We start from the raw sequence: 21186 nt of genomic DNA, 5'->3' as shown, positions 1-21186 counted from the left end.
ACATGGAATCATATTGGAAATCCCCTTGCGCCAAAGGTTTCGCAACAACGCCCATTGATGCCGAAGCTACTGGGCCATTTACCCTGCCGGCTGCCGTTTCCATGCTAGATGCCCGGCAGCCACGCGCGCGCAAAGCGCCAGTGAGATGGCGCCGGCATCCGGATGGCCGATGCTTTGCTCTGCCAGCGGACGTGCGCGGCCGAGACGAGGCGTAAGGCTGGCAGTGGCGACAGCCGCGGCGTCGGCTGCTTGTGCAGCCGATGCCCAGGCAGCAGCCAGTTCCAGACCGGCAGCGACCCCGTTCTCCAAAGCTTCGACGAAGGGAACAAGGGCATCGACCAGTGTCTTGTCGCCGACTTTGGCGCCGCCCATGCCAGTTATCGCATCAAGCGCCGCTCGTGCTCCGCGCGCAACCCTGTCGGACGACAATGCCTCGGTATCGGTCAACACCTTGCCCCATGCGCGTAGCGCGGCCCCCCACAGCGCGCCCGAGGTTCCACCAGCGCGGTCGACCCAGGCATCGCCCGCCATCGCAAGCAGCGTGGCGGCACCCGCCCCGGCGTCCGATGTCATGGCAGCAACATCAGCCGCCGCGCGAGAGCCGCGCGCCATGCCCTGCCCGTGATCGCCGTCGCCCGCACGGGCGTCGATGGCCCCCAGTTCCTCTTCCGCCTCGGCCAGTGCCGCCGCAAGCCCCTCCAGCAACCCGGCAATACATTCTCCTGCTCGCCGCGAAGCGTCGCTGCCCTGCGGAATCGCGGCCGAAACCGTGGCCGAAACCGGACGACCGACGGCATACCCGCCTTCAGGATGGGTGACATCGCCGCGCCGAAAGGCCGGCGCATCGGCGGCAGCGCACCACAACCGCTCCAGATCCTCATCCAGCCACATCAGCGACAGCGAGCATCCCGCCATGTCCAGACTGGTGACGAACTCACCGACCTCGGGCGCGACCGGGACCAGCCCCTCGGCATCGAACAGCGCCGTCAGATGGTGCCACAGCACGAACAGCTCTTCGTATTTCGTCGTGCCCAGCCCGTTCAGCAGCACCGCCACGCGACCGGAATGGCCTGCCGGACACTCCGCCAGCAGCGGCTGCAACAGCAGACCCGCAAGATCGGCGGCAGAGATCATCTCGCGGGTGCTGATACCCGGCTCGCCGTGGATGCCAAGGCCAAGCGCCATCTTACCCCTGTCAACCGAAAACAGCGGCTCGGACTTGCCGGGCAAGGTGCAGCCCTGGAAGGCCACGCCGAAAGAGACCGTAACCGCATTCGCGCGCAAGGCCAGCTCATGGACCGCATCGAGGTCCAACCCCTCCTCGGCTGCCGCGCCCGCCACCTTGAAGACCGGCACGTCACCCGCCACGCCGCGCCGCTTGTGACGCTCGGCCAGGCTTGCGCTTGCCACGTCGTCGGTCACCGCCAGAAGCCGGGCGTCGATCCCTTCGTCCCGCAGCCGCTGTGCCGCCGCAGTGAAGTTCAGCACATCGCCAGCATAGTTTCCGAAACCGAGGATCACCCCTGCCCCGGAATGAGCTTGCCGCGCCACCGCCGCAACCGCATTGGTCGAGGGCGAGGCAAAGACATCGCCCGCCACCGCCGCATCAGCCAAGCCGTAGCCGACATAGCCCAGAAAAGCCGGATAGTGGCCCGAGCCGCCGCCGACAACCAGCGCGACCTTGGCCTTCGGCGGGCTCACGGTGCGGATTGCTCCGTTCGCAACGGGCATTACATGGCGGGGATAGGCGGCACAAAAGCCGGCCAGTGCCTGCCGGGCAAAGGTTTCAGGCGCGTCATGGATCTTGGTCATCGTTTCCTCCTCAGCCCTGCGGCACCAGCCGTCTTGCGGCTGCTACGGTGCGGTCCAGCCAGACATGCTCTTGGGCACGCGTCGCCTCCATATCCTCGGAATGAGGCAACCAGTGCTCCAGAATGACGCTCATCTCAGGCGGGCAATGGGACAGGCAGTCCAGAACCTCGGCCAGTTCGGCCCGCCCCTCGCCCAACGGCGTTCCATGGATGCGGAAGCCCACGCCATAAGGATCGGGCGTGATCTGGTAATCCTTGAAATGCAGGTTGATCGTGTAGGGCGCCAGCATCCTGACCGTGGCCATCGGCCATTCCCCCGCGCAGATCGAGTTCGCGACATCCAGACAGACGCCCAGCGAATCATCAGCCACCGCGTCCAGCAATTCCACCATGCGGGGCGAAGGATAATTGAAGTGGTTCTCGATGGCGAAACGCAACCCGGCACGCTTGCCGTCGGGCAGAAGCCCGCGCAACTGCGCGGCCAGTTCCGGCACCGGGATCAGCGCGTCGTCCGCATCCAGCGCAACGCGCAGGATGTTCGATCCAATGCGTTCACCGATGGGGATATAGCGGGCCAGTTCCTCGGCATTGAAACCCTGCGTGCCAAGCTCCAGCGCCATACCGTAATCGTCGGCACGCGCTTTCAGCGCCAGGTGTTCGTCAACCGTCAATCGGTCCAGCGGCAAATTATCGGCATATTGCACCACCGACAGGCCGTGGTCGTGAGCGATGTCCAGCACCTCAATCGCCGTCATCGGGCGGGAAGGCTGTTTGTCCTTGATCCCGATGGACCAGCGAAAGGCATAGCTGCCAAGGCCGAGCTTCATGTCGTTCCCTCCCGGAAAAAGCGGCGCCGCGCGGGCGCCGCCGGACAGGTCAGTGGATCAGCGAGCCGCCGTTCACGTCGACCTCAGACCCAGTAACATAGGACGAGAGGTCAGACGCCAGGAACAGCGCGCAGCCCGCAACCTCTTCGGCTGTGCCGGGGCGACCCATCGGAATACCGGCATTGATGCTGGCACGCATATCGTCGGTCAGCTTGCCCGCAGTGATGTCGGTGGCGATGAAGCCGGGGCAGATCGCGTTGACGCGCACGTTGTCGGGGGCCAGTTCGCGGGCCATCGCCTTGGTCAGCCCCAGGACACCGGCCTTGGCCGCCGAATAATGCGGGCCGCCGAAAATGCCGCCGCCGCGCTGCGCGGATACGGACGACATGTTGACGATCTTGCCCGATTTGTTTCCACGCATATGCGGGATCACCGCCTGGCTACAATACAGCGTGCCGCGAAGGTTCACATCCAGCACATCCTCATAGTTCTTCGGGCCAATCTCCATGATCTTCAGCGGCTGCGTGATGCCGGCATTGTTCACCAGAACGTCGATGCGGCCCCATGTCGCGATCAGCGCGTCAAAGGCGGCCTTGACGCTGCCTTGATCGGTGACGTTACAGGCCAGCCCGACATGGGGTTCACCCAGTTCGGCAGCGGCCTCCTGCGCGGCGGTCAGGTCCAGATCGAGGATGGCTATGGTCGCGCCGTGCTGCGCGAACAGGCGCGCGGTCGCAAGGCCAAGGCCCCGCTTCGACGCAGCCCCGGTGATGACGGCGAGTTTGCCCTCAAGAAGTGCGGTTCCCATGATGGTTCTCCTGTGGGAAATGGATAAGCGAAGCAATCACAGCCAGCCGCGGATCTGGCGGGCTATGGCCGCCGTCGAGATGCCGTAACGGTCGTGCAAGGTAGGCAGCGCGCCAGCGTCAAGAAACTGGTCCGGCAGGCCGATCATGCGGAAGGCGGGCGCGACGCCATTAGTCAGCAGGGCACCGGCGACGGACTCGCCCAGGCCGCCGATAACGGTGTGGTTCTCGGCCGTTACGACCAGCCGGCCGGGCTTGGCCGCCTCGGCCAGGATGGTTTGCACATCCAGCGGCTTGATCGTCGGGCAATGCAGCACCGCGACCGAGATGCCGTCACGCTCCATCTCGACCGCCGCATCAAGCGCCCGCATGGTCATGAACCCCGACGAGATGACCAGCACATCGGTCCCGTCGCGCAGCAGTTTGACCTTGCCCAGTTCAAATTTGTAGTCCGGGCAATGCTTGCGGATGACGAACGGCACCTGCCCCCGCAGCAGGCGCATATAGACCGGCCCTTCATGCGCGGCGATAGCTGGCACAGCCTCGGCCACGTCGATGGCATCGCAAGGGTCGATGATCGTCATGTTAGGCAGCCCCCGGAAAATTGCCAGATCCTCGGTCGCCTGATGGCTGGGACCATATCCGGTGGTCAGCCCCGGCAGGGCGCAGACGATCTTGACCGGCAAGTATTCCTCGGCAATGGCCATGGCGATGAAGTCATAGGCGCGGCGGCTGGCAAAGACGGCATAGGTGGTGGCGAAGGGCATGAAGCCTTCGCGCGCCATGCCGGCGGCAGCGGAAATCATCACCTGTTCAGCCATGCCCATCTGGAAGAAGCGGTCGGGAAACGCCTTCGCGAAAACGTGCAGATCGGTGTATTTTGACAGGTCGGCGGTCAGCCCGACGATACGGTCGTCCTGCTTCGCCGCGGCGACAAGGGCGTGACCGAAGGGGGCGGAAACGGTGTCATATCCATCGGCCGCAAGCGAGGCGATCATGGCCGAGGTGCGTCCCCCCTCACCCGGTTCCGGCGGGGTGCGGGGTTCCCATTTGCGATGCGGGTCATAGCGATGTGCGGTGGTCATGCCCGTTCCCTCACTCCGGCTTTGTTTCATCAAGAACGGCCAGCGCCTTCTGCCATTCGTCCGCTTCGACGCGGACGAAATGCGTAATCTCACGGCTTTCGAGGAACGGCACGCCCTTGCACATCACGGTGTCGCAGATGACGATACGGGGCTTCGCCTCGGCCAGGTTGCGCGCGGCATCGAAGGCAGCAACCAGCGCACCGATATCGTTGCCGTCCACGCGCTGAACATGCCAGCCGAAGGCCGCCCATTTGTCGGCCAGCGGCTCTGCCGACAGGGTCTCGGTCGATTTGCCGTCGGCCTGCTGGTCGTTGAAATCGACGATGCAGATCAGGTTCGACAGCCGGTGGTGGGCGGCTGACATTGCCGCCTCCCATGTGGACCCCTCGCCCAGTTCTCCGTCCGACATCAGGTTGTAGACGAAGGCCGGATTGCCCTTGGCGCGCAGGCCAAGCGCCATGCCGACACCGATGCCAAGCCCCTGGCCCAGCGAACCCCCAGTGATTTCCATCCCCGGCGTATAAGCGGCCATGCCTGACATTGGCAGGCGTGAATCGTCGGTACCATAGGTTTCCAGTTCGGCCTCGGGCAAGATCCCGGCCTCGATCAGCGCGGCGTAAAGGGCGATGGCATAGTGACCGATAGACAGCAGAAAGCGGTCGCGGCCTTCCCATTCGGGATCGTCGGGCCGGTGGTTCAGCGCATGGAAATAGGACACGGCCAGCACATCGGCGATGCCCAGCGCCTGCCCGACATAGCCCTGGCCCTGCACCTCTCCCATTCGGACGGCCTTGCGGCGAATCTCCCACGCGCGCCGGGCCAGGCTTGTGTTAAGAAGCGCGGTTGTCCCGCTCATGATCGCAGTCTCCTTCTGGACGGTCCCGCCATGACGGGGACACGGATACCGAAAGTTCGTGTGGAATAGAGGACGCGGCCCCACCGGGTCCGGCCGTCAGTAGATGGTGATCGCGGGCACATAGCTGACCAGCGCCAGCACGATCATCGAGACCAGAAAGAACGGCCACAGTTCCTTTGTCGTCGCCCCAAGCGTGGTCTTGGCGATGGAGGCCGAGATGAACAGCGTCGTCCCGATGGGAGGCGTATAAAGCCCGATCCCAAGGTTCAGCACCATCATCAGGCCCAGCTGCACTGGGTCCATGCCGATGCTGGCCGCCAGCGGCACGAAGATCGGGCCAAGCAGCAGAATCGCGGGCGGCAGGTCCAGCGGCATCCCGATGATCAGCAGCAGGATGTTCATCGACAGGATGATCAGGATCGGGTTCTGCACCGTTGCCGTGATCCACATGCCGAACTTCTCGGGCACCTGATCGAAGGTCAGGATCCAGCCGACCGCCGCACTGCCCATGATGACCAGCATGACGACGCCGGTGGCCACGCCCGCCTCGATCAGGTTGTCCTGAAAACGCGCCCAGGTGATGTCACGATAGAAGAACACGCTCATCGCCAGGGCATAGACCACGGCCAGCACCGCGATTTCGGTGGGCGTTGCGATACCGAAGCGCAGGCCCAGCAGGATCAGCACCGGCAGCAGCAGCGCCGGGCTGGACAGTAACGCCAGCCGGCCCAGTTCACGCATGGTCGCGGATCTGTCGGTGGCGGTGAAGCCGCGCCTGCGGGCGACCCAATTACAGGCGATGACCAGACCCACGGCAAGGATCACCCCCGGCAACAGGCCCGCCGTGAACAGATCCGCGATCGAAGTGCCCGAGATCAGCGAATAGAGGATCAGCGGGATCGACGGCGGGATCAGGATGTCGATGACAGCCGAGGTCGAGTTGTTGGCCGCGCACAAGGCCGACGGATATCCCTGCCGCTTCTGCCACGGGATCAGCACCGATCCAAGCGCGCTGGCATTGGCCACCGCCGAGCCCGATACGCCGCCGAACACGACCGAGGCCACCACCGTCGTCGCCAGCGGCCCGCCCTTCCATCGCTGCATCACCTTGGATGCAAAGGCCAGAAGCTCGTTACCCAGCGTGCCGCCCAGCATCAGCGTGCCCGCCAGCATGAAGAACGGCAGCGCCAGCATCGGGAAGGATTGGGTCTGCTGGTAGAGTTGCTGCACCACGATGGACAAGGGCAGCCCACCGTAGAAATAGATCGCGAAGGCAGAGGACAGGACCAGCGCGTGTCCGACCGGAACGGCCATCAGCATCAGCAGCGTGAAGCTGAGAATAAGGGCAAGGGTCATTGGCCCGTCTCCTCGGGGTTGGGGGCCGGCAGGGCCTCGGGGCCGATGACGATCAGGCGGATGATGATGGCAACCGTGACCACGATCACCGCCGCGCTGCCTGCGGCCAGCGCGAAATAACTGTAGCTGGCGGGCAGGCCCAGAACCGGGCTGAGGTCGATTGCCGAGATATTGGCGACCTTCACGGCCACGACGACGACGACGGCGTTGCTGACAATGACGCAAAGCTGCGCCAGCACATGCATCGCCTGCTTGCCACGGCGGTTGAACAGTTCCGGGATCGCCTCGACCGCCATATGCGCGCCGCGCTGCGCGCCAAGGGCGATGCCCGCGACGATGAACAGCGGGAACAGCCGCTCGGGCAATTCCTGCGCAAAGGACAGGCCGCTGCCCACCGCATAGCGGGCAACGACATTTGCAAACAGCAACAGCAGCAGGGCAAGGCCGGTAATCATCATGATCGTCCGCGTGAGGATAGAGATGATCCGGTCCATGCCGTCCGCCAGCCGCAGCAGAAATGTGGGTGGATGGGGAACATCCTTGGCCACCTCGCGCTGCGGGTCTTCCTGATGATCGTTCGGCCTTGTCATGGGTCAGGCCCGCGCCGCGTCGATCAACTGACCGACGAAATCGCCGAAGGGCTTGGCTTTCCAAAGATCGGCCACGGGCGCGGCGGCGGCGCGGAAGGCGTCCTTCTCCACCTCGTTGATCTTCAGCTTGTCGTCGGCGCTGAACTGCTCGAACAGCTTGGCTTCGCTTTCCACGATCAACCCGCGCTGCATCGTGGTCGCGGCGTCGGCAGCCGCCTGGATCTGGCCCTTCTGGTCATCGCTGAGCTGCTGCCAGCGGATCTGCGAGATCAGGAGGGGCGACACTTCCCATTTATGGCCAGACAAGCTGATGAAGGGATTTACCTCATACAGCTTCGACGAGGCGATGTTGGTCAGCGGGTTTTCCTGCCCGTCCACCACGCCCTGTTGCAGGGCGATATACAGTTCGCCAAAGCTGATCTGCTCGGTGCTGGCGCCCAGCGTGTTGAAGATGTCGATGGTCATCGGATCGGGCGGCGTGCGGATGGTCAGGCCCTTCAAGTCGGCGGGAGCGATGATCGGCTTTCTAGAGTTGGTGATGTGGCGGATACCGTTATCCCACCAGCCCAGCGGCACCATCTGCACAGATGCGAAACGTTCGGCCAGCGCCGCGCCGACAGAGCCCGCCAGCACCCGGAACGCATCCTCCGAGGCGTCGAACAGGAAGGGCAGACCCAGCGCCGCGATTTCAGGCACCAGAGCCGAGCACGAACCCTGGCTGTTGACGGTCATGTCCACCGCGCCGGTGCGCAGGCTGGTCAGCAGCGACTGTTCATTGCCCAGTTGCTCGGCGCCGGCCACGCGGACGCCAAACTCTCCTCCGGTATTTTCTGCCACCAGGCGCGCGAACTCATCGCAGGCGATGCCGCGCGGGTTGCCAGGGGCGGCGTTGTGGCCCAGCGTCATCGTGGTCGCCGCCTGAGCGCCGCGTGGCAGCGACAGGATCGCGGGCGCGGCCAACAGCACCGCGGCGCCACGCAACAGGATGCGGCGGTTGATCATGGTTGTCATGTGAATCTCCTCCCCAGGATGTTGATTTCAGACATCGAAAGCTGCGGCGCGCCTCGGCACGGCAGGCCGTTGATCAGACCGGGCCGGCCCCCCGTCCGTCGGTCAAGGTCGCAGGCGGGATGCCCAATGCCGCGCCCGTTTGGAGTATGGGCACGGGCAGCGGGCACCACGGACGACAGCGTTCGCGCTGGTCGAAAACGTCGGATTCCTCCTCTTCGGTCATGGGCGGACGGAACTTGTCCCCCGGCCCAAGGCGAAGCCCGTATTTCCTCGGATACGGGCCTTGCAGGGGAAGTGTGGCGGCAACGGCCTCTTTCGGTCAAACGCGAAATCGACGCTTATTGATGAATGAAATTCATCCTGCTCACAACGCGCTCGACACTGCACAGACTGAGTTCATCCAGCAGCCATTTCTGGAACGCCTTGATCTTGGGGACATTCTGCTTGGCCTTCAGGATTGAGACGGTATGGCAGGCAATCTGGCTGCGGGACTTGCCGAAAAGCTCGATCAGACGGCCCGTGCCCAGTTCGCGCTCAACGAGGATGTGGCTTTCCAGGCAGATCCCCTGCCCGTCCACCGCCGCGCTGATCGACATGAACGAGCGGTCGAACCGCGGCCCCCGCTCAAGTTGCAGGGTGATTCCCTGCTGCCGCGCCCAATCGCTCCATCTCAGCAGGTTCACCTCGGAATGGATCAGAGTGTGGTGTTTCAGATCGGCGGGCGCGCGGATCGGCGGATCGGCCCCGCGCAGGAAATCGGGCGAACAGAGGACGATGACTGCCTCGTCCGGCAACGGCGCGGTAATGACCCCGCGCGTGGGCAGCAGGCTGCCATAGCGGATATCGACATCGACCAACCCCGCCTCCAGTTCCACCGGGTCAGCCGAGGCATAGAGCCGCACGTCGATGTCACTGTGTTGTGCACTGAACCGCGACAGGCGCGGCATCAGCCATTGCGCGGCAAAGCTGGGCACGGAATGCACGGTCAGGATATCGGCCTTGCCGTGGCGCTCGATTTCGCGGGTCGCTGCCTCCATCGCCGAAAAAGCATCCGAGACCTGCCGGAAATATCGCTCTCCGGCGTCGGTCAGGACAATGGTGCGAGTATCGCGATGAAACAGACTCAGCCCGATTTCCTTTTCCAGAAAGCGGATCTGGTGGCTGATCGCGGATGCCGTGACATGCAGTTCATTCGCGGCGGCGGTGAATGATCCGCGCCGGGCTGCCGCCTCGAATGCCTGAAGGGATTTGAGCGAGGGGATGCGCCGCACGAGCTGATGCCCTTGTATTGAACCATGGCCCAGTATTGCGGCATTTTTCGTGAAGCCAATTCAAAAATGTGGCAGCATAATTCGTTTGATGCGTGAAGCGGGCTTTCCTACCTTGCCGGCAGGGAGAAACATCATGCGGCTTTCATTCATCGGCCTTGGCGCCATGGGCACCCATATGGCGCGCAATCTGATCCGCGCGGGATTTTCGGTGCACGGCTATGATGCCTGGCCTGAGGCGCTCGGCCGCTTCCGCGACAATGCCGGGCAGGCGGCGCTCTCCGCGGCGGATGCAGCGCGCGATGCCGATGCGCTGATCCTGATGGTGGTGAATGCCGCGCAGGCCGATGAAGTCCTGTTCGCGAACGGTGCGCTGGATGCGTTGGCTCCCGGTGCGGCGGTGATCCTGATGGCGACCTGTCCGCCGGGATCGGTCCGCGATCTGGCGAAACGGGTGCAGGCAACGGGCCGTGCATTCGTCGATGCGCCAGTCTCCGGTGGAACAGCGGGGGCAGATGCCGCCACGCTGACGATCATGGTGGGCGCGGATGCGGCAACGTTTAACCGTGTCCGACCGCTGCTGCGGGCGATGGGCGACAAGATTTTTCACGTCGGCACCGAAGCTGGTCAGGGCGCGACCGTCAAGGTCGTGAACCAGTTGCTCTGTGGGGTCCACATCGCCGTTGCGGCCGAGGGGCTGGCCTTCGCCGCCAGGGTCGGAGTCGATCCGCAGGTGGTGCTGGACATTCTGGGCGGGTCGTCGGCGTCAAGCTGGATGCTGAAGGATCGCGGCCCCCGCATGATCCAGTCGGATCCCGGGGTTTCCAGCGCGATTGACATCTTCGTCAAGGATCTGGGTATCGTGCTGGATGCGGGGCGCGAGGTGAAAACCGCCCTGCCACTGTCGGCAGCTGCCTATCAGATGTTTCTGGCGGCCAGCGGTCGCGGCGACGGGGACGCGGACGACAGTCAGGTGATCCGATCCTATGGACTGCTGAACCAAGGGCAATCCGGCTAGCCGCTGCCGCCGCGGCTTGTGCCTTCGATCCCCTGTCGTTATGAACCGCCTACCGGTCGCAGCCTACCCGGTCATCAAAACAAGGGTTCCAACATGAAGATTGCAGTAGTCTGCTCTGGCGGACTGGATTCCGTTTCGCTAGCCCATATCGTCGCGGGCGGGGGGCAACTGGCACGCATCATCTCCTTTGACTATGGCCAGCGCCATCGAAAGGAGATCCACTTTGCCGAACGCGCCGCCGAACGGCTCAAGGTTCCGTTTCACCTGATCGACCTGCGCGGCATCGGCTCGGCGCTGAGTGGCTCGGCCCTGACCGATGATCTCGATGTGCCCGACGGGCATTACGCCGAGGAAACCATGCGTGTCACGATTGTCCCGAACCGCAATGCCATCATGCTGGCGATTGCCTTCGGCATTGCGGCGGCCAGGGGCGATCAGGCCGTCGCCGCGGCGGTTCATGGCGGCGATCATTTCATCTATCCCGATTGCCGCCCGGCCTTCACGGATGCCTTTGCAAGGATGCAGCGTGCCGCGCTGGACGGTTACGCGGATGTCGCGCTGCATGTGCCCTTCGTGCACAAGACCAAAGCCGACATCGTGGCCGAGGGCGCGCTTTACGGCACCCCCTTTGCCGAAACATGGTCCTGCTACAAGGGTGGAGAGGAGCATTGCGGGCGCTGCGGCACCTGCGTCGAGCGGCGCGAGGCATTCGATCTTGCAGGCATTGCCGACCCCACGACTTATACCGACCCCGATTTCTGGCGCACCGCCATAGCCGCGAGGGCGCAAGCCTGATGTATAGGATCAGCAAGGAATTCCACTTTTCAGCCTCGCATCAGCTCGCGCATTTGCCCGGCGATCATCAATGCGCGCGGCTGCATGGGCACAATTATGTCGTGATCGTCGAACTGGCTGCCAGAGAGTTGAATGCCGACGGCTTCGTGCGCGACTATCACGAACTGGCGGCGCTCAAGGCACATATCGATGATGACTTTGACCACCGGCACTTGAATGACGTGCTGAACCTGCCATCGACCGCCGAGAACCTTGCTCGTCACTTCTTTGACTGGAGCAAAGCGCGCTGGCCCGAAGTCAGCGCGGTGCGTGTTTCGGAAACGCCGAAAACCTGGGCGGAGTATCGTCCATGACTCTGCGGATTGCCGAGATATTCGGCCCGACCATCCAGGGCGAGGGCGCGCTGATCGGCCAGCCCACCGTGTTCATCCGGGCTGGCGGCTGCGACTATCGCTGCAACTGGTGCGACAGCCTGCATGCGGTCGACAGCCGCCATCGCCATGAATGGCAGGCCATGGCGCCCGAGGCCGTCATGGCCGAAGTCGGGCGGCTGTCCGGGGGGCAGCCGCTGACTGTCTCGATCTCCGGCGGAAATCCCGCGATCCAGGACTTTGCTCCGGTCATCGCGCTTGGCCACGGCCTTGGCTACCGTTTTGCCTGCGAAACGCAGGGTTCCATAGCACGAGGCTGGTTCGCGGACCTTTCGCTGCTGGTCCTCTCGCCCAAACCGCCATCGAGCGGGCAGGAAATCGACTGGTCCGCCTTTGATGCCTGTCTTGCGGCCGCCGAAAAAGCCGATACCGTGATGAAGATCGTGATCTTCGACCATGCCGACCTTTCCTGGGCGCGCGAGGCGGCCGCGCGCTATCCCGAACTTCCCCTCTACCTTCAGCCGGGCAATCCCGAGACCGACCCTGCCCGGCCCGTCGATCCCAGGCGGCTTGCCGACCGACTGCTTTGGTTGGTCGAGGAAACCGTCGGAAAGGGCTGGCTATCCCCGATAATCCTGCCACAGCTTCATGTGCTGATCTGGGGCAATCGGCGCGGCGTGTAAAAGGAGCAAAAGGCGCCAGACACGATCTACAGCGACCTGAAGTAACTCGGCGGCGACACTTTTCCTGCCACAAGGTCCCGACCGGGCCGAACTGGAACGCGTGCGCAATCCGCAGGCGGATGTCAGCTAAAACATGCGCTTCTGAGCTGCTGCCGGTTTTGAGGACAGGCAGATAAGATCGTGACCCAGGAACTGGAGAGTGGATACGGCGAGACGGCAGTTCAGCCGTGAGTTCCAGATCGAGGCCGTCAGGCTGGTGACGGATCGGGGTGTCGCTGTGGCGCAGGCTGCGCGTGACCTTGATGTGGCGGAGAGGCGCCGACGCTGACCGTCGCGGACATGACCCGCGAGATAGATACCGACGATGTGACGATCAGTGCCGCAGCCAGGCTGATCACGCCCGTGATCCTCCTCTCCGGCGGTGCCGGGGGCATCGTGCGGACTGGCCATGGGCGCGAAGCCTCGGGTTGATGGCGATACAGACCAGATCAGCCAGGGCATTGGCGACGATCACCATCACCAGTTTCAGCAGGAACATGCCCGGCAGAGGATAGTCGCACCGCGCCACCGCCTGCACCTTCAGCACGCCCAGATCCGGCCAGCCAAGGACCGATTCGGCCGGCGCCGTGCCCGAAAGCATCGGCCCGGCCTGAAGGCCAAGCACCGTAACACCAAGGCGGGACGGGCTGCCGGGCGCTCGGGGCCATCCAGGTCGATTCGCGCCCCGGCCAGGCAGAGATAACAGAGCAATACGATACCCAAATCGCCCCAAGCACAGGCAAAATGCCATTTCAGCGCCAAAAACATAGGCTTTTCCTGGCAAGCTCAACTCCGGCCAGTGCCGGACCACCCGGCGGCGATCAGGACGGCAATCTCAGCGTTGCCGAAGAAATCCTGACGACGGGCCGACAAAAGGTGGAAATTCCACGCATGATCACGGGCTTCATCTTTTCAGATCGCCCCAGTAACCTCATTGACGCAACTCCCGCATGTCCGCAGATATGGCGCGCGGTCCCGACCGCCGCGAAACCGTCACCCGATGCCCGCCGCCAACCCGGCTCGAACGATCTGGAATATCCAATGCCGCAAGTTCCCGTCTATCGCTTCAACTCGATCATCGTGCGAGAGCCCGCCCGGTCGGTCGTCAACGGCCTGCGCGCCGTGGATACGGGAGATCCCAGCCTTGCGGGCGTCCTGGCCGAGCATGCAGCCTATGTCCAGGCGCTGCGCGACGCTGGCTGCGAGGTGACGGTCCTGCCCCCGCTGGAGGAGTTTCCCGATTCCGTCTTCGTCGAGGATCCGGCCCTGGTCTTTACCGAAGGCGCCATCCTGCTGCGCCCCGGCACCCAGACCCGCCTGCGCGAAACCGCCCATATCGCCCCCGTGCTGGAAAGCATGTTCGACACGGTCCTGACCCTGCCGGAAGGCGGCTATGCCGATGGCGGCGACATCCTGACCACGCCGGACAAGGTGATGATCGGGCTGTCTGCCCGGACCGACCGCGCGGGCGCCGAGGGGCTGCGGGACTGCCTGACCCGGCTGGGCCGCCCGTCCGAGATCGTCGCCACGCCCGAAGGCGTGCTGCATTTCAAGACCGACTGCTCGTTGCTGGGCGACGACATCGTGCTGGCGACGGGCCGGCTGGCCGCCTCGGGCGCGTTCGACGGATTGTCCGTCCTGACCACGCCCGAGGGCGAAGAGGCCGGCGCCAATGCGCTGCGCGTCAACGACGTGGTGCTGGTCGGCAGGCAGTTCCCCCGCACCATCGACCTGCTGACCGGCAAGGGCTTCGACGTGGTGGCGCTGGACACCGCCGAGATCGGCAAGGTGGATGCGGGCCTGTCCTGCATGTCGCTGCGCTGGTTCGACGCCCGTAAATAACAACCACAACCAAACGGAACAGGGAAAGACGATGAAGACAAGCTTGCTTCTTGCCGGCGTCTGGGCGGCGATGCTCGGCTCGGCCGCGCTGGCCGAAGGTCCGCTGCGCCTGGGCATGACCCCCGAGCCCTATATGCCGGCGACCATGATCGATTCCTCGGGCAAGTGGATCGGCTGGGAAGCCGATATCAGCACCGCCATCTGCGAATCTCTGGAAGAGGGCTGCGACATCCGGCAGATGGCCTGGGACGCGCTGATCCCCTCGCTGGTCGAAGGCAAGGTCGACTTCGCCGTCGGCGCCTTCTCGGTCACGGCGGAACGCCTCAAGATCGTCGATTTCTCGCTGCCCTATGAAAAGCAGATCACCCATGTCGTCGGCGCCAAGGCGGACGACACCCCCGTGACCACCACCCCCGCCGCCGATGGCAGCGGCGATGTGCTGGCGGCCGAGGGGTTGGAAAGCAAGATCTTCGGCGTGCAGAACGCCAGCATCCAGGCGAATTACATGGCGACCTTCGTGCCCTCGCTGGAGCTGAAAAGCTATGACACCGCCGACAATGCGGTGGCCGACCTGCGGGCCGGCCGCATCGACTATGTGGTCATGGGCGACGGCTTCATCGAGCAGTTCCTGACCACCGAGGCGGGCGCGGATTACGAGATCAAGCTGACCATGCCCGAGAACATCGTGCTGGGCCAGGGCATCGCCTATGCCGTGCGCAAGGGCGATACCGAGACGCTGGACAAGATCAACGCTCCGCTTGCCAAGATGACCGAGGACGGCCGGATCGCCGAATTCCTGAAGAAATGGTCCGACTGGAAGGAATGACGGCCCTGGCGGCGGCGCCCCTGGCCGCCGCCTTCCTGCAATCCATTCGAAAGATCCAGGCTGATGGACCAATTGAAACTGCTGGCTTGGGGAGATACCGGCTGGGGTGACGAACTGGCGCGGGGCTTCCTGATGACCCTGGTGGTCTCGGCGGTGGCCTATCTGATGTCGATGGGCTTCGGCCTGCTGGGCGCCTCGGGCAAGCTGTCGCGCAACCGCTACCTGCGCCTTGCCGCCGACATCTACACCACCGTCGTGCGCTCGCTGCCCGAATTGCTGATGATCCTGCTGGTCTATTTCTCGGTCGCGGGCGTGGCCGAGCGGGGGCTGAAGGCTTTGGGCCTGGTGGGCCGCGATTTCGAGTTCTCGGCCTTCTGGGCGGCGGTCTTTGCCCTGGCCTTCGTCAGCGGCGCCTTCATGACCGAGGTGCTGCGCGCCGCCATCCAGGCCGTGCCGAAAGGCCAGGTCGAGGCCGCCACCGCCATCGGCATGCCGCAAAGGCGCATCTTCTGCCGCATCGTCTTTCCGCAGATGATCCGCCATGCCGTGCCGGGCCTGGGCAACCTGTGGCTGGGCATGACCAAGGAAAGCTCGTTGGTCGCGGTCCTGGGCACCTTCAGCGAACTGCTTTACACCGGCTATCGCGCAGCCGGGGCGACCAAGCAATACGGGTTCTTCTATATGGTCATCGCGCTTTTCTTCCTTTTCATCTCGCTGGTGTCGATGCTGGCCATCTCGCGTATCGAAAAGCGCGTCGAGCGGGGTTACCGATGATCGAGTTGCTGGAGCGCATCACAGGCTTCCTGCCCGCGCTGGTCCGTGCCCTGCCGCTGACGCTGCTGCTGACCGTGGTGGCCGGCACGGCGGGGCTGTTTCTCGGCGCGCTGATGGCCCTTGCCCGAACCTCGGGAAAGCGGCTGCTGGCCTGGCCCTGCCTGACGATCAGTTTCCTGGTGCGGGGCACGCCGCTGCTGGTCCAACTGTATCTGGTCTATTACGGGCTGGGCGAATTGCTGCCCGGCACATGGGTGCGGCAATCCTTCCTGTGGCCCTATCTGCGGGATGGGCTGTGGTATGCCATCATCGTGCTGACGATCAGCCAGGCGACCTATAACGCCGAAGTGCTGCGCGGCGCCATTCGCTCGGTGCCTCGCGGCCAGATCGAGGCCGCCCGCGCCATGGGGATGCCGTCCGGCCGGATCATCCGGCGCATCGTGCTGCCGCAGGCGTTCCATTCGGCCATTCCGGTGCTGGCCAGCGATGTCATCATCCTGCTGAAATCGACCTCGCTGGCCTCGACCATCACCGTCCTTGAGGTGCTGGGAACGGCGCGGATGCTGCAACGCCAGTCGCTGATGATCTTTGAACCGCTGATCGCCGCGGCGCTGATCTATTTCGCCGTCGTCCTGATCTTGTCCCGTATCACCGCCACGCTGGAACGCCGGCTGACCGGCTATCGGACCAGGTGATCCCATGCGAACACAGGAAATAGCCCCATGACCGAATTCGCCCTGTCCGTCAGGGACATCCGCAAAAGCTTCGGCTCGCTGAACGTGCTGAAGGGCATCAGCTTCGATGCCCGCAAGGGGGATGTGATTTCCCTGATCGGCCAGTCCGGCTCGGGCAAAAGCACCCTGCTGCGCTGCATCAACTACCTTGAGCCCCCCGATGGCGGCGAGATCGTCGTAGGCGGCGAGGTGGTGCGCGCCCGCGCCGACCGGCACGGCAATTTCAACCGTGCCGACCGCAAGCAGTTGGAACTGGTGCGGCGCCGGCTGGGGATGGTGTTCCAGAACTTCAACCTCTGGGCGCATATGACCATCCTGGAAAACGTCATCGAGGGGCCGCGCCACATCCTGGGCCTGTCGCGGGACGAGGCCATCTCCGAGGCCGAGACCCTGCTGGCCAAGGTCGGCATCGCCGAGAAAAAGGACAGCTATCCCGCGCAGCTTTCCGGTGGCCAGCAGCAGCGCGCGGCCATCGCCCGCGCGCTGGCGATGCGCCCCGAGGTGATGCTGTTCGACGAACCGACCTCGGCGCTGGATCCCGAACTGGTGCAAGAGGTGCTTCAGGTCATCAAGGCGCTGGCCCGCGAGGGGCGCACCATGGTGCTGGTCACCCATGAGATGGCGCTGGCCCGCGACATCTCGACCGAGGTGATCTTCCTGCATCAGGGGCTGGTCGAGGAACGCGGCGCCCCCGCCAGGATCATGGCCGACCCCGCCTCGCCGCGCCTGCGCCAGTTCCTGCGCATGGAAACATCGTAATGAAGGATTTCGCCGAATTCCTGCCCGAACTTGTGGCGATCCGCCGCGACATCCACGCCCATCCCGAACTGGGGCTGGAAGAGCACCGCACCTCGGCCCTGGTGGCGCGCAAGCTTGAGGATCTGGGCTTCGAGGTCGCGCGCGGCATCGGCCGGACCGGCCTGGTCGGCACGCTGCGCCGCCCCGGCAGCAACCGCACCGTGGGGCTGCGGGCCGACATGGACGCGCTGCCGATGACCGAGCAAACCGGCCTGCCCCATGCCAGCACCCAGCCCGGCAGGATGCATGCCTGCGGTCATGACGGCCATACCGCGATGCTTCTGGGCGCGGCCTGGCGGCTGGCCAACGACCCCGACTTCAAGGGCACCGCGCATCTGATCTTTCAGCCCGCCGAAGAGAACGAGGGCGGCGGCGAGATGATGGTCAAGGACGGCTTGTTCCAGCGTTTTCCCTGCGACCGCATCTATGCCATGCACAACCGCCCCGGCGCCCCCGTGGGACATGTCCAGTTGCGTGCCGGCGCCACCAGCGCCGCCATCGACGCGGTGACGGTCACGGTGCGCGGGCGCGGCGGCCATGGCGCGCGTCCCGAGGAAACCATCGACCCCATCGTCGCCGGCGCCGCCATCGTCATGGCCCTGCAAAGCATCGTCGGCCGCAACGTCTCGCCCCATGCCCCGGCGGTGGTCACCGTGGGCGCCTTCCAGTCCGGCACCGTCTGCAACATCATCCCCGACACGGCCCGGCTTGAGATCAGCATGCGCTCGACCGATCCGACGTTGCGCGCCGAACTGCGCGAAAGGGTCCAGCGCATCTGCCGCAGCCAGGCCGAAAGCTTTGGCGCCAGCGTGCAGTTTCAGTGGCTGACCGGCTATCCCGCCACCATCAACGATCCCGAGGCGACCCAGGACGCCGCCCGCGCCGCCCGCGACCTGTTCGGCCCCGAGGCTGTCAGCGAGATGGCGCATCCGATGATGGGCAGCGAGGATTTCTCGTTCCTGCTGGAACAGGTGCCCGGCGCCTATGTCAACATCGGCAATGGCGACAGTTCCGGCCTGCACACCACGACTTACGATTTCAACGATGCGCTGCTGACACCCGGCTCGGCCTATTTCCATCGCCTGGTTCGGCAGTTCTGCGATAGTTGACAGTATCGGGCAGCCGCCAAAGCCCATGCCCGAAACGGCTGAAGGCGGGATCCGAGCGCGACTGCCCTATGCTCGCCTCATTGCCCGTCAAAGCCGTAAGGAAAGCTTCGGGCATCGGTCATAGCGGGTTGCCACGCCGACGGTGCCGGTTTCGCCGCCGCTCCTGACGGTCCCCCGGCCTGCTGCTTCGGCGCGGGTGGCGGTGATGGCCGCGCAAGGAAACTCAAACCCCAGCCCGGTTCCGGTATCGCACCTTCCCGCGCGGGACGAGGCCCGGCTTCGCAAGCCCTTGACGCCTCAGGCCAGGACATAGCCCTGTGGTTCGGGCATGGGGGGCAGGTCGGTATCCCCCAGCGCCTGTTTCAGCGTGATCTCGATCATCGTGGCATAGGCCGCGATGGGCAGGTCGTTGGGCATCGTGCCGAACGGTTCCTCAAGCTCTTCGCCCAGGGCGTCGAGGCCGAAGAAGGTATAGGCCACGACGGCGGTGCCAAGGGGGGTGAACCAACCCAGGCTGTCGGCGAAGCCGAAGGGCAGCAGGAAACAGAACACATAGGCCGTGCGCTGCAAAAGCAGCGTATAGGCGAAAGGCAAGGGCGTGTTGGCCAGCCTCTCGCAGCCGACAAGGGCCTGGCTTAACCGGGTAACGCCTTCGTTCAGCCCATGCGCCTCGACCGCCAGCAGGTCGCCCGCACGCAATGCCTCGGCGATGCGCAGGGTGATCTCGGTCAGGATCTCGTCCGGGGCGCGGCTGCGGGCGCCAAACTGGCCGCGCGCCTGTTCCAGCGTGATCCGGCGCAGGCGCAGGACGGCGGCCTGGGCGAAATCGACCACCCCCTCAAGGATGGCGCGCCGCGCGGCCGGGGGCAGAACCGCCGTCTGCCGGGCGATGTCGCGGGCGGTCTGGATGATCTGGCCCCAAAGCCTGCGCCCCTCCCACCAGCGATCATAGCAGGCATTGTTGCGAAAGCTCAGGAACACGGAAAGCGCGATCCCCAGCAGCGCGAAGGGTTGCGATCCCATCGCCGGCACCAGTTGCGGCTGACCGCGACGCATCGCGACGACCAGCGCCGAAAGCACCGCCACGCCCAGCAGCGCCCGCCAGATCCGGGGCACGATCGAGCCGCGCCAAAGAAAGAACAGCCGAAGGGCCGAGGGACGTTCGCGGATGATCATCGGGGCACCGGGATGGAACTGTCGGTCAGGCAGCGGCCACGCAATACCCGGCCCAGGCATGGCGCCGGGATGGCATGGTGGGCGGTGAGGGGCTCGAACCCCCGACATTTTCGGTGTAAACGAAACGCTCTACCAACTGAGCTAACCGCCCCCAGGACGCGCAGATAGCGCGAAGCACGGGGGATTGGCAAGCACCCATGGCCGGGTTCACCGCACAAAGCCCGCGCCAGAGCCAGAGCCAGGCACCGGATCGGCACCCGGACGCGGGATGCCGGTAGCCGGGATCAGCCCCCCGCCCCGGATCAGGCCAGCCCCGGATAGGCGCCGACGACCGGGAAGTCGGGACTGGCCTTGATGCGGCAATGGGCGCGGTCGGCGGGGATCACCGCCACGTCGCCCGCCCGCGGCTCATGGACCGGCCGCGTCATTTTCGCAGCCGCGCGATCAGGGACGAGGTGTCCCAGCGCCCGCCGCCCATGTTCTGCACCTCTTTGTAGAACTGATCGACCAGGGCGGTCACGGGCAGGACGGAGCCGTTCTCCTCGGCCGTATCCAGGCAGATGCCCAGATCCTTGCGCATCCAGTCCACGGCGAAGCCGAAGTCGAAGCGGTTCTCGGCCATGGTCCGGTGGCGGTTCTGCATCTGCCAGCTACCGGCGGCGCCCTGGCTGATCACCTCAACCACATCGGGGATGGAAAGCCCGGCCTTCTCGGCGAAATGCAGCGATTCCGAGAGCCCCTGCACCAGCCCGGCAATGGCGATCTGGTTGCACATCTTGGTCAGTTGGCCCGCGCCGGAAGGCCCCATCAGGCGGCAGATCTTGGCATAGGCGTCGATCACCGGCCGGGCCTTGTCATAGGCCGCCTGGTCCCCCCCGCACATCACGGAAAGTTGGCCATTCTCGGCCCCCGCCTGCCCGCCCGAGACCGGGGCGTCAACGAAATCCAGGCCCAGCAGCCCGGCGGCCCCGGCCAATTCCCGCGTCACCGCAGCCGAAACCGTGGTGTGATCGACAAAGATCGCACCCCGCCCCATACCCGCGAAGGCGCCGTCCTGGCCCAGGCAGACCTGGCGCAGGTCGTCGTCATTGCCGACGCAGGCCATCACGAATTCGGCGCCCTCGGCCGCCGCGCGCGCCGATGCGGCCGCCTGGCCGCCATGCGCCTGGACCCAGGCGCCGGCCTTGGCGGCGGTGCGGTTCCAGACCGTCACCTGATGCCCCTTCGCCGCCAGATGGCCCGCCATCGGGAATCCCATCACGCCCAGTCCCAGAAATGCCACGTGCGCCATCACATTCTCCCCATGCTTGTGAAAGGCGCGTTGAACCCATGCGCGCCCTGCCCTATTCACCGATGAATTTCATCACCTGCCGCGGGGGTCAACACCCGCGCCGAACTCGGGCACGTCGTT

Annotated in this window: 23 protein-coding genes, 1 tRNA gene and 1 pseudogene; 11 read left to right on the top strand and 14 right to left on the bottom strand. The window is 64.8% G+C overall.

Features of this window, described 5'->3' with window-relative positions; all coding sequences use genetic code 11:
- Positions 1-78 precede the first annotated feature (78 nt).
- From QM682_RS09010 to gcvA, 9 genes are all read right to left on the bottom strand, one after another.
- A complete protein-coding gene (locus tag QM682_RS09010; protein ID WP_415128911.1) occupies positions 79-1812 on the bottom strand; it encodes a dihydroxyacetone kinase family protein in 1734 nt (577 codons plus the stop codon).
- Between the two features lie 10 nt (positions 1813-1822).
- A complete protein-coding gene (locus tag QM682_RS09005) occupies positions 1823-2638 on the bottom strand; it encodes a sugar phosphate isomerase/epimerase family protein (RefSeq protein WP_415128909.1) in 816 nt (271 codons plus the stop codon).
- A gap of 49 nt (positions 2639-2687) precedes the next feature.
- The gene (locus tag QM682_RS09000) at positions 2688-3446 is read right to left on the bottom strand and encodes an SDR family NAD(P)-dependent oxidoreductase (RefSeq protein ID WP_415128907.1); all 759 of its coding nucleotides are present in this window, start codon (positions 3444-3446) and stop codon (positions 2688-2690) included.
- Positions 3447-3482: 36 nt separating this feature from the next.
- Positions 3483-4529, bottom strand: a complete 1047-nt coding sequence (locus QM682_RS08995; RefSeq protein ID WP_415128905.1) for a transketolase family protein — start codon at positions 4527-4529, stop codon at positions 3483-3485.
- A 10-nt stretch (positions 4530-4539) separates the two neighbouring features.
- A complete protein-coding gene (locus tag QM682_RS08990; RefSeq protein WP_415128903.1) occupies positions 4540-5385 on the bottom strand; it encodes a transketolase in 846 nt (281 codons plus the stop codon).
- A gap of 96 nt (positions 5386-5481) precedes the next feature.
- A complete protein-coding gene (locus QM682_RS08985; RefSeq protein ID WP_415128901.1) occupies positions 5482-6741 on the bottom strand; it encodes a TRAP transporter large permease in 1260 nt (419 codons plus the stop codon).
- On the bottom strand, positions 6738-7331 hold the full coding sequence (locus QM682_RS08980) for a TRAP transporter small permease (protein ID WP_415128899.1): 594 nt from the start codon (positions 7329-7331) through the stop codon (positions 6738-6740). Before QM682_RS08980 ends, QM682_RS08985 begins: the two co-directional genes overlap by 4 nt.
- A gap of 3 nt (positions 7332-7334) precedes the next feature.
- Positions 7335-8342: a TRAP transporter substrate-binding protein gene (locus QM682_RS08975; protein ID WP_415128897.1), complete on the bottom strand. Its 1008-nt coding sequence runs from the start codon at positions 8340-8342 to the stop codon at positions 7335-7337.
- Between the two features lie 338 nt (positions 8343-8680).
- Positions 8681-9613 (bottom strand): transcriptional regulator GcvA, encoded by a 933-nt coding sequence (gene gcvA, locus QM682_RS08970; protein WP_415128895.1) that lies wholly within the window; start codon positions 9611-9613, stop codon positions 8681-8683.
- Between the two features lie 88 nt (positions 9614-9701).
- Here gcvA and QM682_RS08965 point away from each other — a divergent pair, with 88 nt between their 5' ends.
- The 5 genes and pseudogenes from QM682_RS08965 to QM682_RS08945 all read left to right on the top strand — a co-directional run.
- The gene (locus tag QM682_RS08965; RefSeq protein ID WP_415128893.1) at positions 9702-10628 is read left to right on the top strand and encodes an NAD(P)-dependent oxidoreductase; all 927 of its coding nucleotides are present in this window, start codon (positions 9702-9704) and stop codon (positions 10626-10628) included.
- 93 nt (positions 10629-10721) lie between these two features.
- Positions 10722-11423: a 7-cyano-7-deazaguanine synthase QueC gene (gene queC, locus QM682_RS08960; protein ID WP_415128891.1), complete on the top strand. Its 702-nt coding sequence runs from the start codon at positions 10722-10724 to the stop codon at positions 11421-11423.
- On the top strand, positions 11423-11776 hold the full coding sequence (gene queD, locus QM682_RS08955; RefSeq protein WP_415128889.1) for a 6-carboxytetrahydropterin synthase QueD: 354 nt from the start codon (positions 11423-11425) through the stop codon (positions 11774-11776). Before queC ends, queD begins: the two co-directional genes overlap by 1 nt.
- On the top strand, positions 11773-12477 hold the full coding sequence (gene queE / locus QM682_RS08950) for a 7-carboxy-7-deazaguanine synthase QueE (protein ID WP_415128887.1): 705 nt from the start codon (positions 11773-11775) through the stop codon (positions 12475-12477). Before queD ends, queE begins: the two co-directional genes overlap by 4 nt.
- Positions 12478-12676: 199 nt before the next feature.
- A pseudogene (locus QM682_RS08945) lies at positions 12677-12790 on the top strand (transposase); the annotation flags it as partial.
- An 81-nt stretch (positions 12791-12871) separates the two neighbouring features.
- Here the strand turns inward: QM682_RS08945 and QM682_RS08940 are convergent.
- Complete coding sequence (locus QM682_RS08940) at positions 12872-13141, bottom strand: ABC transporter permease subunit (protein WP_415128885.1); 270 nt, start codon at positions 13139-13141, stop codon at positions 12872-12874.
- Between the two features lie 416 nt (positions 13142-13557).
- Here QM682_RS08940 and QM682_RS08935 point away from each other — a divergent pair, with 416 nt between their 5' ends.
- From QM682_RS08935 to QM682_RS08910, 6 genes are all read left to right on the top strand, one after another.
- Positions 13558-14358, top strand: a complete 801-nt coding sequence (locus QM682_RS08935; protein ID WP_415128883.1) for a dimethylarginine dimethylaminohydrolase family protein — start codon at positions 13558-13560, stop codon at positions 14356-14358.
- Between the two features lie 31 nt (positions 14359-14389).
- Positions 14390-15184, top strand: coding sequence for a transporter substrate-binding domain-containing protein (locus QM682_RS08930; RefSeq protein WP_415128881.1), 795 nt, complete (start codon positions 14390-14392; stop codon positions 15182-15184).
- A gap of 63 nt (positions 15185-15247) precedes the next feature.
- Positions 15248-15958 (top strand): ABC transporter permease, encoded by a 711-nt coding sequence (locus QM682_RS08925; protein ID WP_415128879.1) that lies wholly within the window; start codon positions 15248-15250, stop codon positions 15956-15958.
- The gene (locus tag QM682_RS08920) at positions 15955-16653 is read left to right on the top strand and encodes an ABC transporter permease (protein ID WP_415128877.1); all 699 of its coding nucleotides are present in this window, start codon (positions 15955-15957) and stop codon (positions 16651-16653) included. Before QM682_RS08925 ends, QM682_RS08920 begins: the two co-directional genes overlap by 4 nt.
- Positions 16654-16680: 27 nt before the next feature.
- On the top strand, positions 16681-17451 hold the full coding sequence (locus QM682_RS08915) for an ABC transporter ATP-binding protein (RefSeq protein WP_415128875.1): 771 nt from the start codon (positions 16681-16683) through the stop codon (positions 17449-17451).
- Positions 17451-18599 carry a M20 aminoacylase family protein gene (locus QM682_RS08910; protein WP_415128873.1) on the top strand — a complete coding sequence of 383 codons (1149 nt, stop codon included), beginning with the start codon at positions 17451-17453 and terminating at the stop codon, positions 18597-18599. Before QM682_RS08915 ends, QM682_RS08910 begins: the two co-directional genes overlap by 1 nt.
- Before the next feature lie 297 nt (positions 18600-18896).
- Here the strand turns inward: QM682_RS08910 and QM682_RS08905 are convergent, their stop codons facing one another.
- The 4 genes from QM682_RS08905 to QM682_RS08890 form a co-directional block, all read right to left on the bottom strand.
- Positions 18897-19775: a bestrophin family protein gene (locus tag QM682_RS08905; RefSeq protein WP_415128871.1), complete on the bottom strand. Its 879-nt coding sequence runs from the start codon at positions 19773-19775 to the stop codon at positions 18897-18899.
- Positions 19776-19850: 75 nt separating this feature from the next.
- A tRNA-Val gene (locus QM682_RS08900) sits at positions 19851-19926 on the bottom strand.
- Positions 19927-20077: 151 nt separating this feature from the next.
- Complete coding sequence (locus QM682_RS08895; protein WP_415128869.1) at positions 20078-20203, bottom strand: hypothetical protein; 126 nt, start codon at positions 20201-20203, stop codon at positions 20078-20080.
- Positions 20200-21066, bottom strand: coding sequence for an NAD(P)-dependent oxidoreductase (locus tag QM682_RS08890; protein ID WP_415128868.1), 867 nt, complete (start codon positions 21064-21066; stop codon positions 20200-20202). Before QM682_RS08890 ends, QM682_RS08895 begins: the two co-directional genes overlap by 4 nt.
- Positions 21067-21186 lie beyond the last annotated feature (120 nt).

This window comes from Paracoccus sp. (in: a-proteobacteria) (assembly GCF_047605025.1).
GTDB lineage: Bacteria > Pseudomonadota > Alphaproteobacteria > Rhodobacterales > Rhodobacteraceae > Paracoccus.
Note: the sequence above shows the minus strand (reverse complement) of the source record. Positions and strands in the feature narration are given on the sequence as shown.

Bases quoted from the DNA above. Each gene is read 5' to 3' on its own strand.
- QM682_RS09010 (WP_415128911.1), bottom strand. From the start codon at position 1,812: ATGACCAAGATCCATGACGCGCCTGAAACCTTTGCCCGGCAGGCACTG.
- QM682_RS09005 (WP_415128909.1), bottom strand. From the start codon at position 2,638: ATGAAGCTCGGCCTTGGCAGCTATGCCTTTCGCTGGTCCATCGGGATC.
- QM682_RS09000 (WP_415128907.1), bottom strand. From the start codon at position 3,446: ATGGGAACCGCACTTCTTGAGGGCAAACTCGCCGTCATCACCGGGGCT.
- QM682_RS08995 (WP_415128905.1), bottom strand. From the start codon at position 4,529: ATGACCACCGCACATCGCTATGACCCGCATCGCAAATGGGAACCCCGC.
- QM682_RS08990 (WP_415128903.1), bottom strand. From the start codon at position 5,385: ATGAGCGGGACAACCGCGCTTCTTAACACAAGCCTGGCCCGGCGCGCG.
- QM682_RS08985 (WP_415128901.1), bottom strand. From the start codon at position 6,741: ATGACCCTTGCCCTTATTCTCAGCTTCACGCTGCTGATGCTGATGGCC.
- QM682_RS08980 (WP_415128899.1), bottom strand. From the start codon at position 7,331: ATGACAAGGCCGAACGATCATCAGGAAGACCCGCAGCGCGAGGTGGCC.
- QM682_RS08975 (WP_415128897.1), bottom strand. From the start codon at position 8,342: ATGACAACCATGATCAACCGCCGCATCCTGTTGCGTGGCGCCGCGGTG.
- QM682_RS08965 (WP_415128893.1), top strand. From the start codon at position 9,702: ATGCGTGAAGCGGGCTTTCCTACCTTGCCGGCAGGGAGAAACATCATG.
- queC (WP_415128891.1), top strand. From the start codon at position 10,722: ATGAAGATTGCAGTAGTCTGCTCTGGCGGACTGGATTCCGTTTCGCTA.
- queD (WP_415128889.1), top strand. From the start codon at position 11,423: ATGTATAGGATCAGCAAGGAATTCCACTTTTCAGCCTCGCATCAGCTC.
- queE (WP_415128887.1), top strand. From the start codon at position 11,773: ATGACTCTGCGGATTGCCGAGATATTCGGCCCGACCATCCAGGGCGAG.
- QM682_RS08935 (WP_415128883.1), top strand. From the start codon at position 13,558: ATGCCGCAAGTTCCCGTCTATCGCTTCAACTCGATCATCGTGCGAGAG.
- QM682_RS08930 (WP_415128881.1), top strand. From the start codon at position 14,390: ATGAAGACAAGCTTGCTTCTTGCCGGCGTCTGGGCGGCGATGCTCGGC.
- QM682_RS08925 (WP_415128879.1), top strand. From the start codon at position 15,248: ATGGACCAATTGAAACTGCTGGCTTGGGGAGATACCGGCTGGGGTGAC.
- QM682_RS08920 (WP_415128877.1), top strand. From the start codon at position 15,955: ATGATCGAGTTGCTGGAGCGCATCACAGGCTTCCTGCCCGCGCTGGTC.
- QM682_RS08915 (WP_415128875.1), top strand. From the start codon at position 16,681: ATGACCGAATTCGCCCTGTCCGTCAGGGACATCCGCAAAAGCTTCGGC.
- QM682_RS08910 (WP_415128873.1), top strand. From the start codon at position 17,451: ATGAAGGATTTCGCCGAATTCCTGCCCGAACTTGTGGCGATCCGCCGC.
- QM682_RS08905 (WP_415128871.1), bottom strand. From the start codon at position 19,775: ATGATCATCCGCGAACGTCCCTCGGCCCTTCGGCTGTTCTTTCTTTGG.
- QM682_RS08895 (WP_415128869.1), bottom strand. From the start codon at position 20,203: ATGACGCGGCCGGTCCATGAGCCGCGGGCGGGCGACGTGGCGGTGATC.
- QM682_RS08890 (WP_415128868.1), bottom strand. From the start codon at position 21,066: ATGGCGCACGTGGCATTTCTGGGACTGGGCGTGATGGGATTCCCGATG.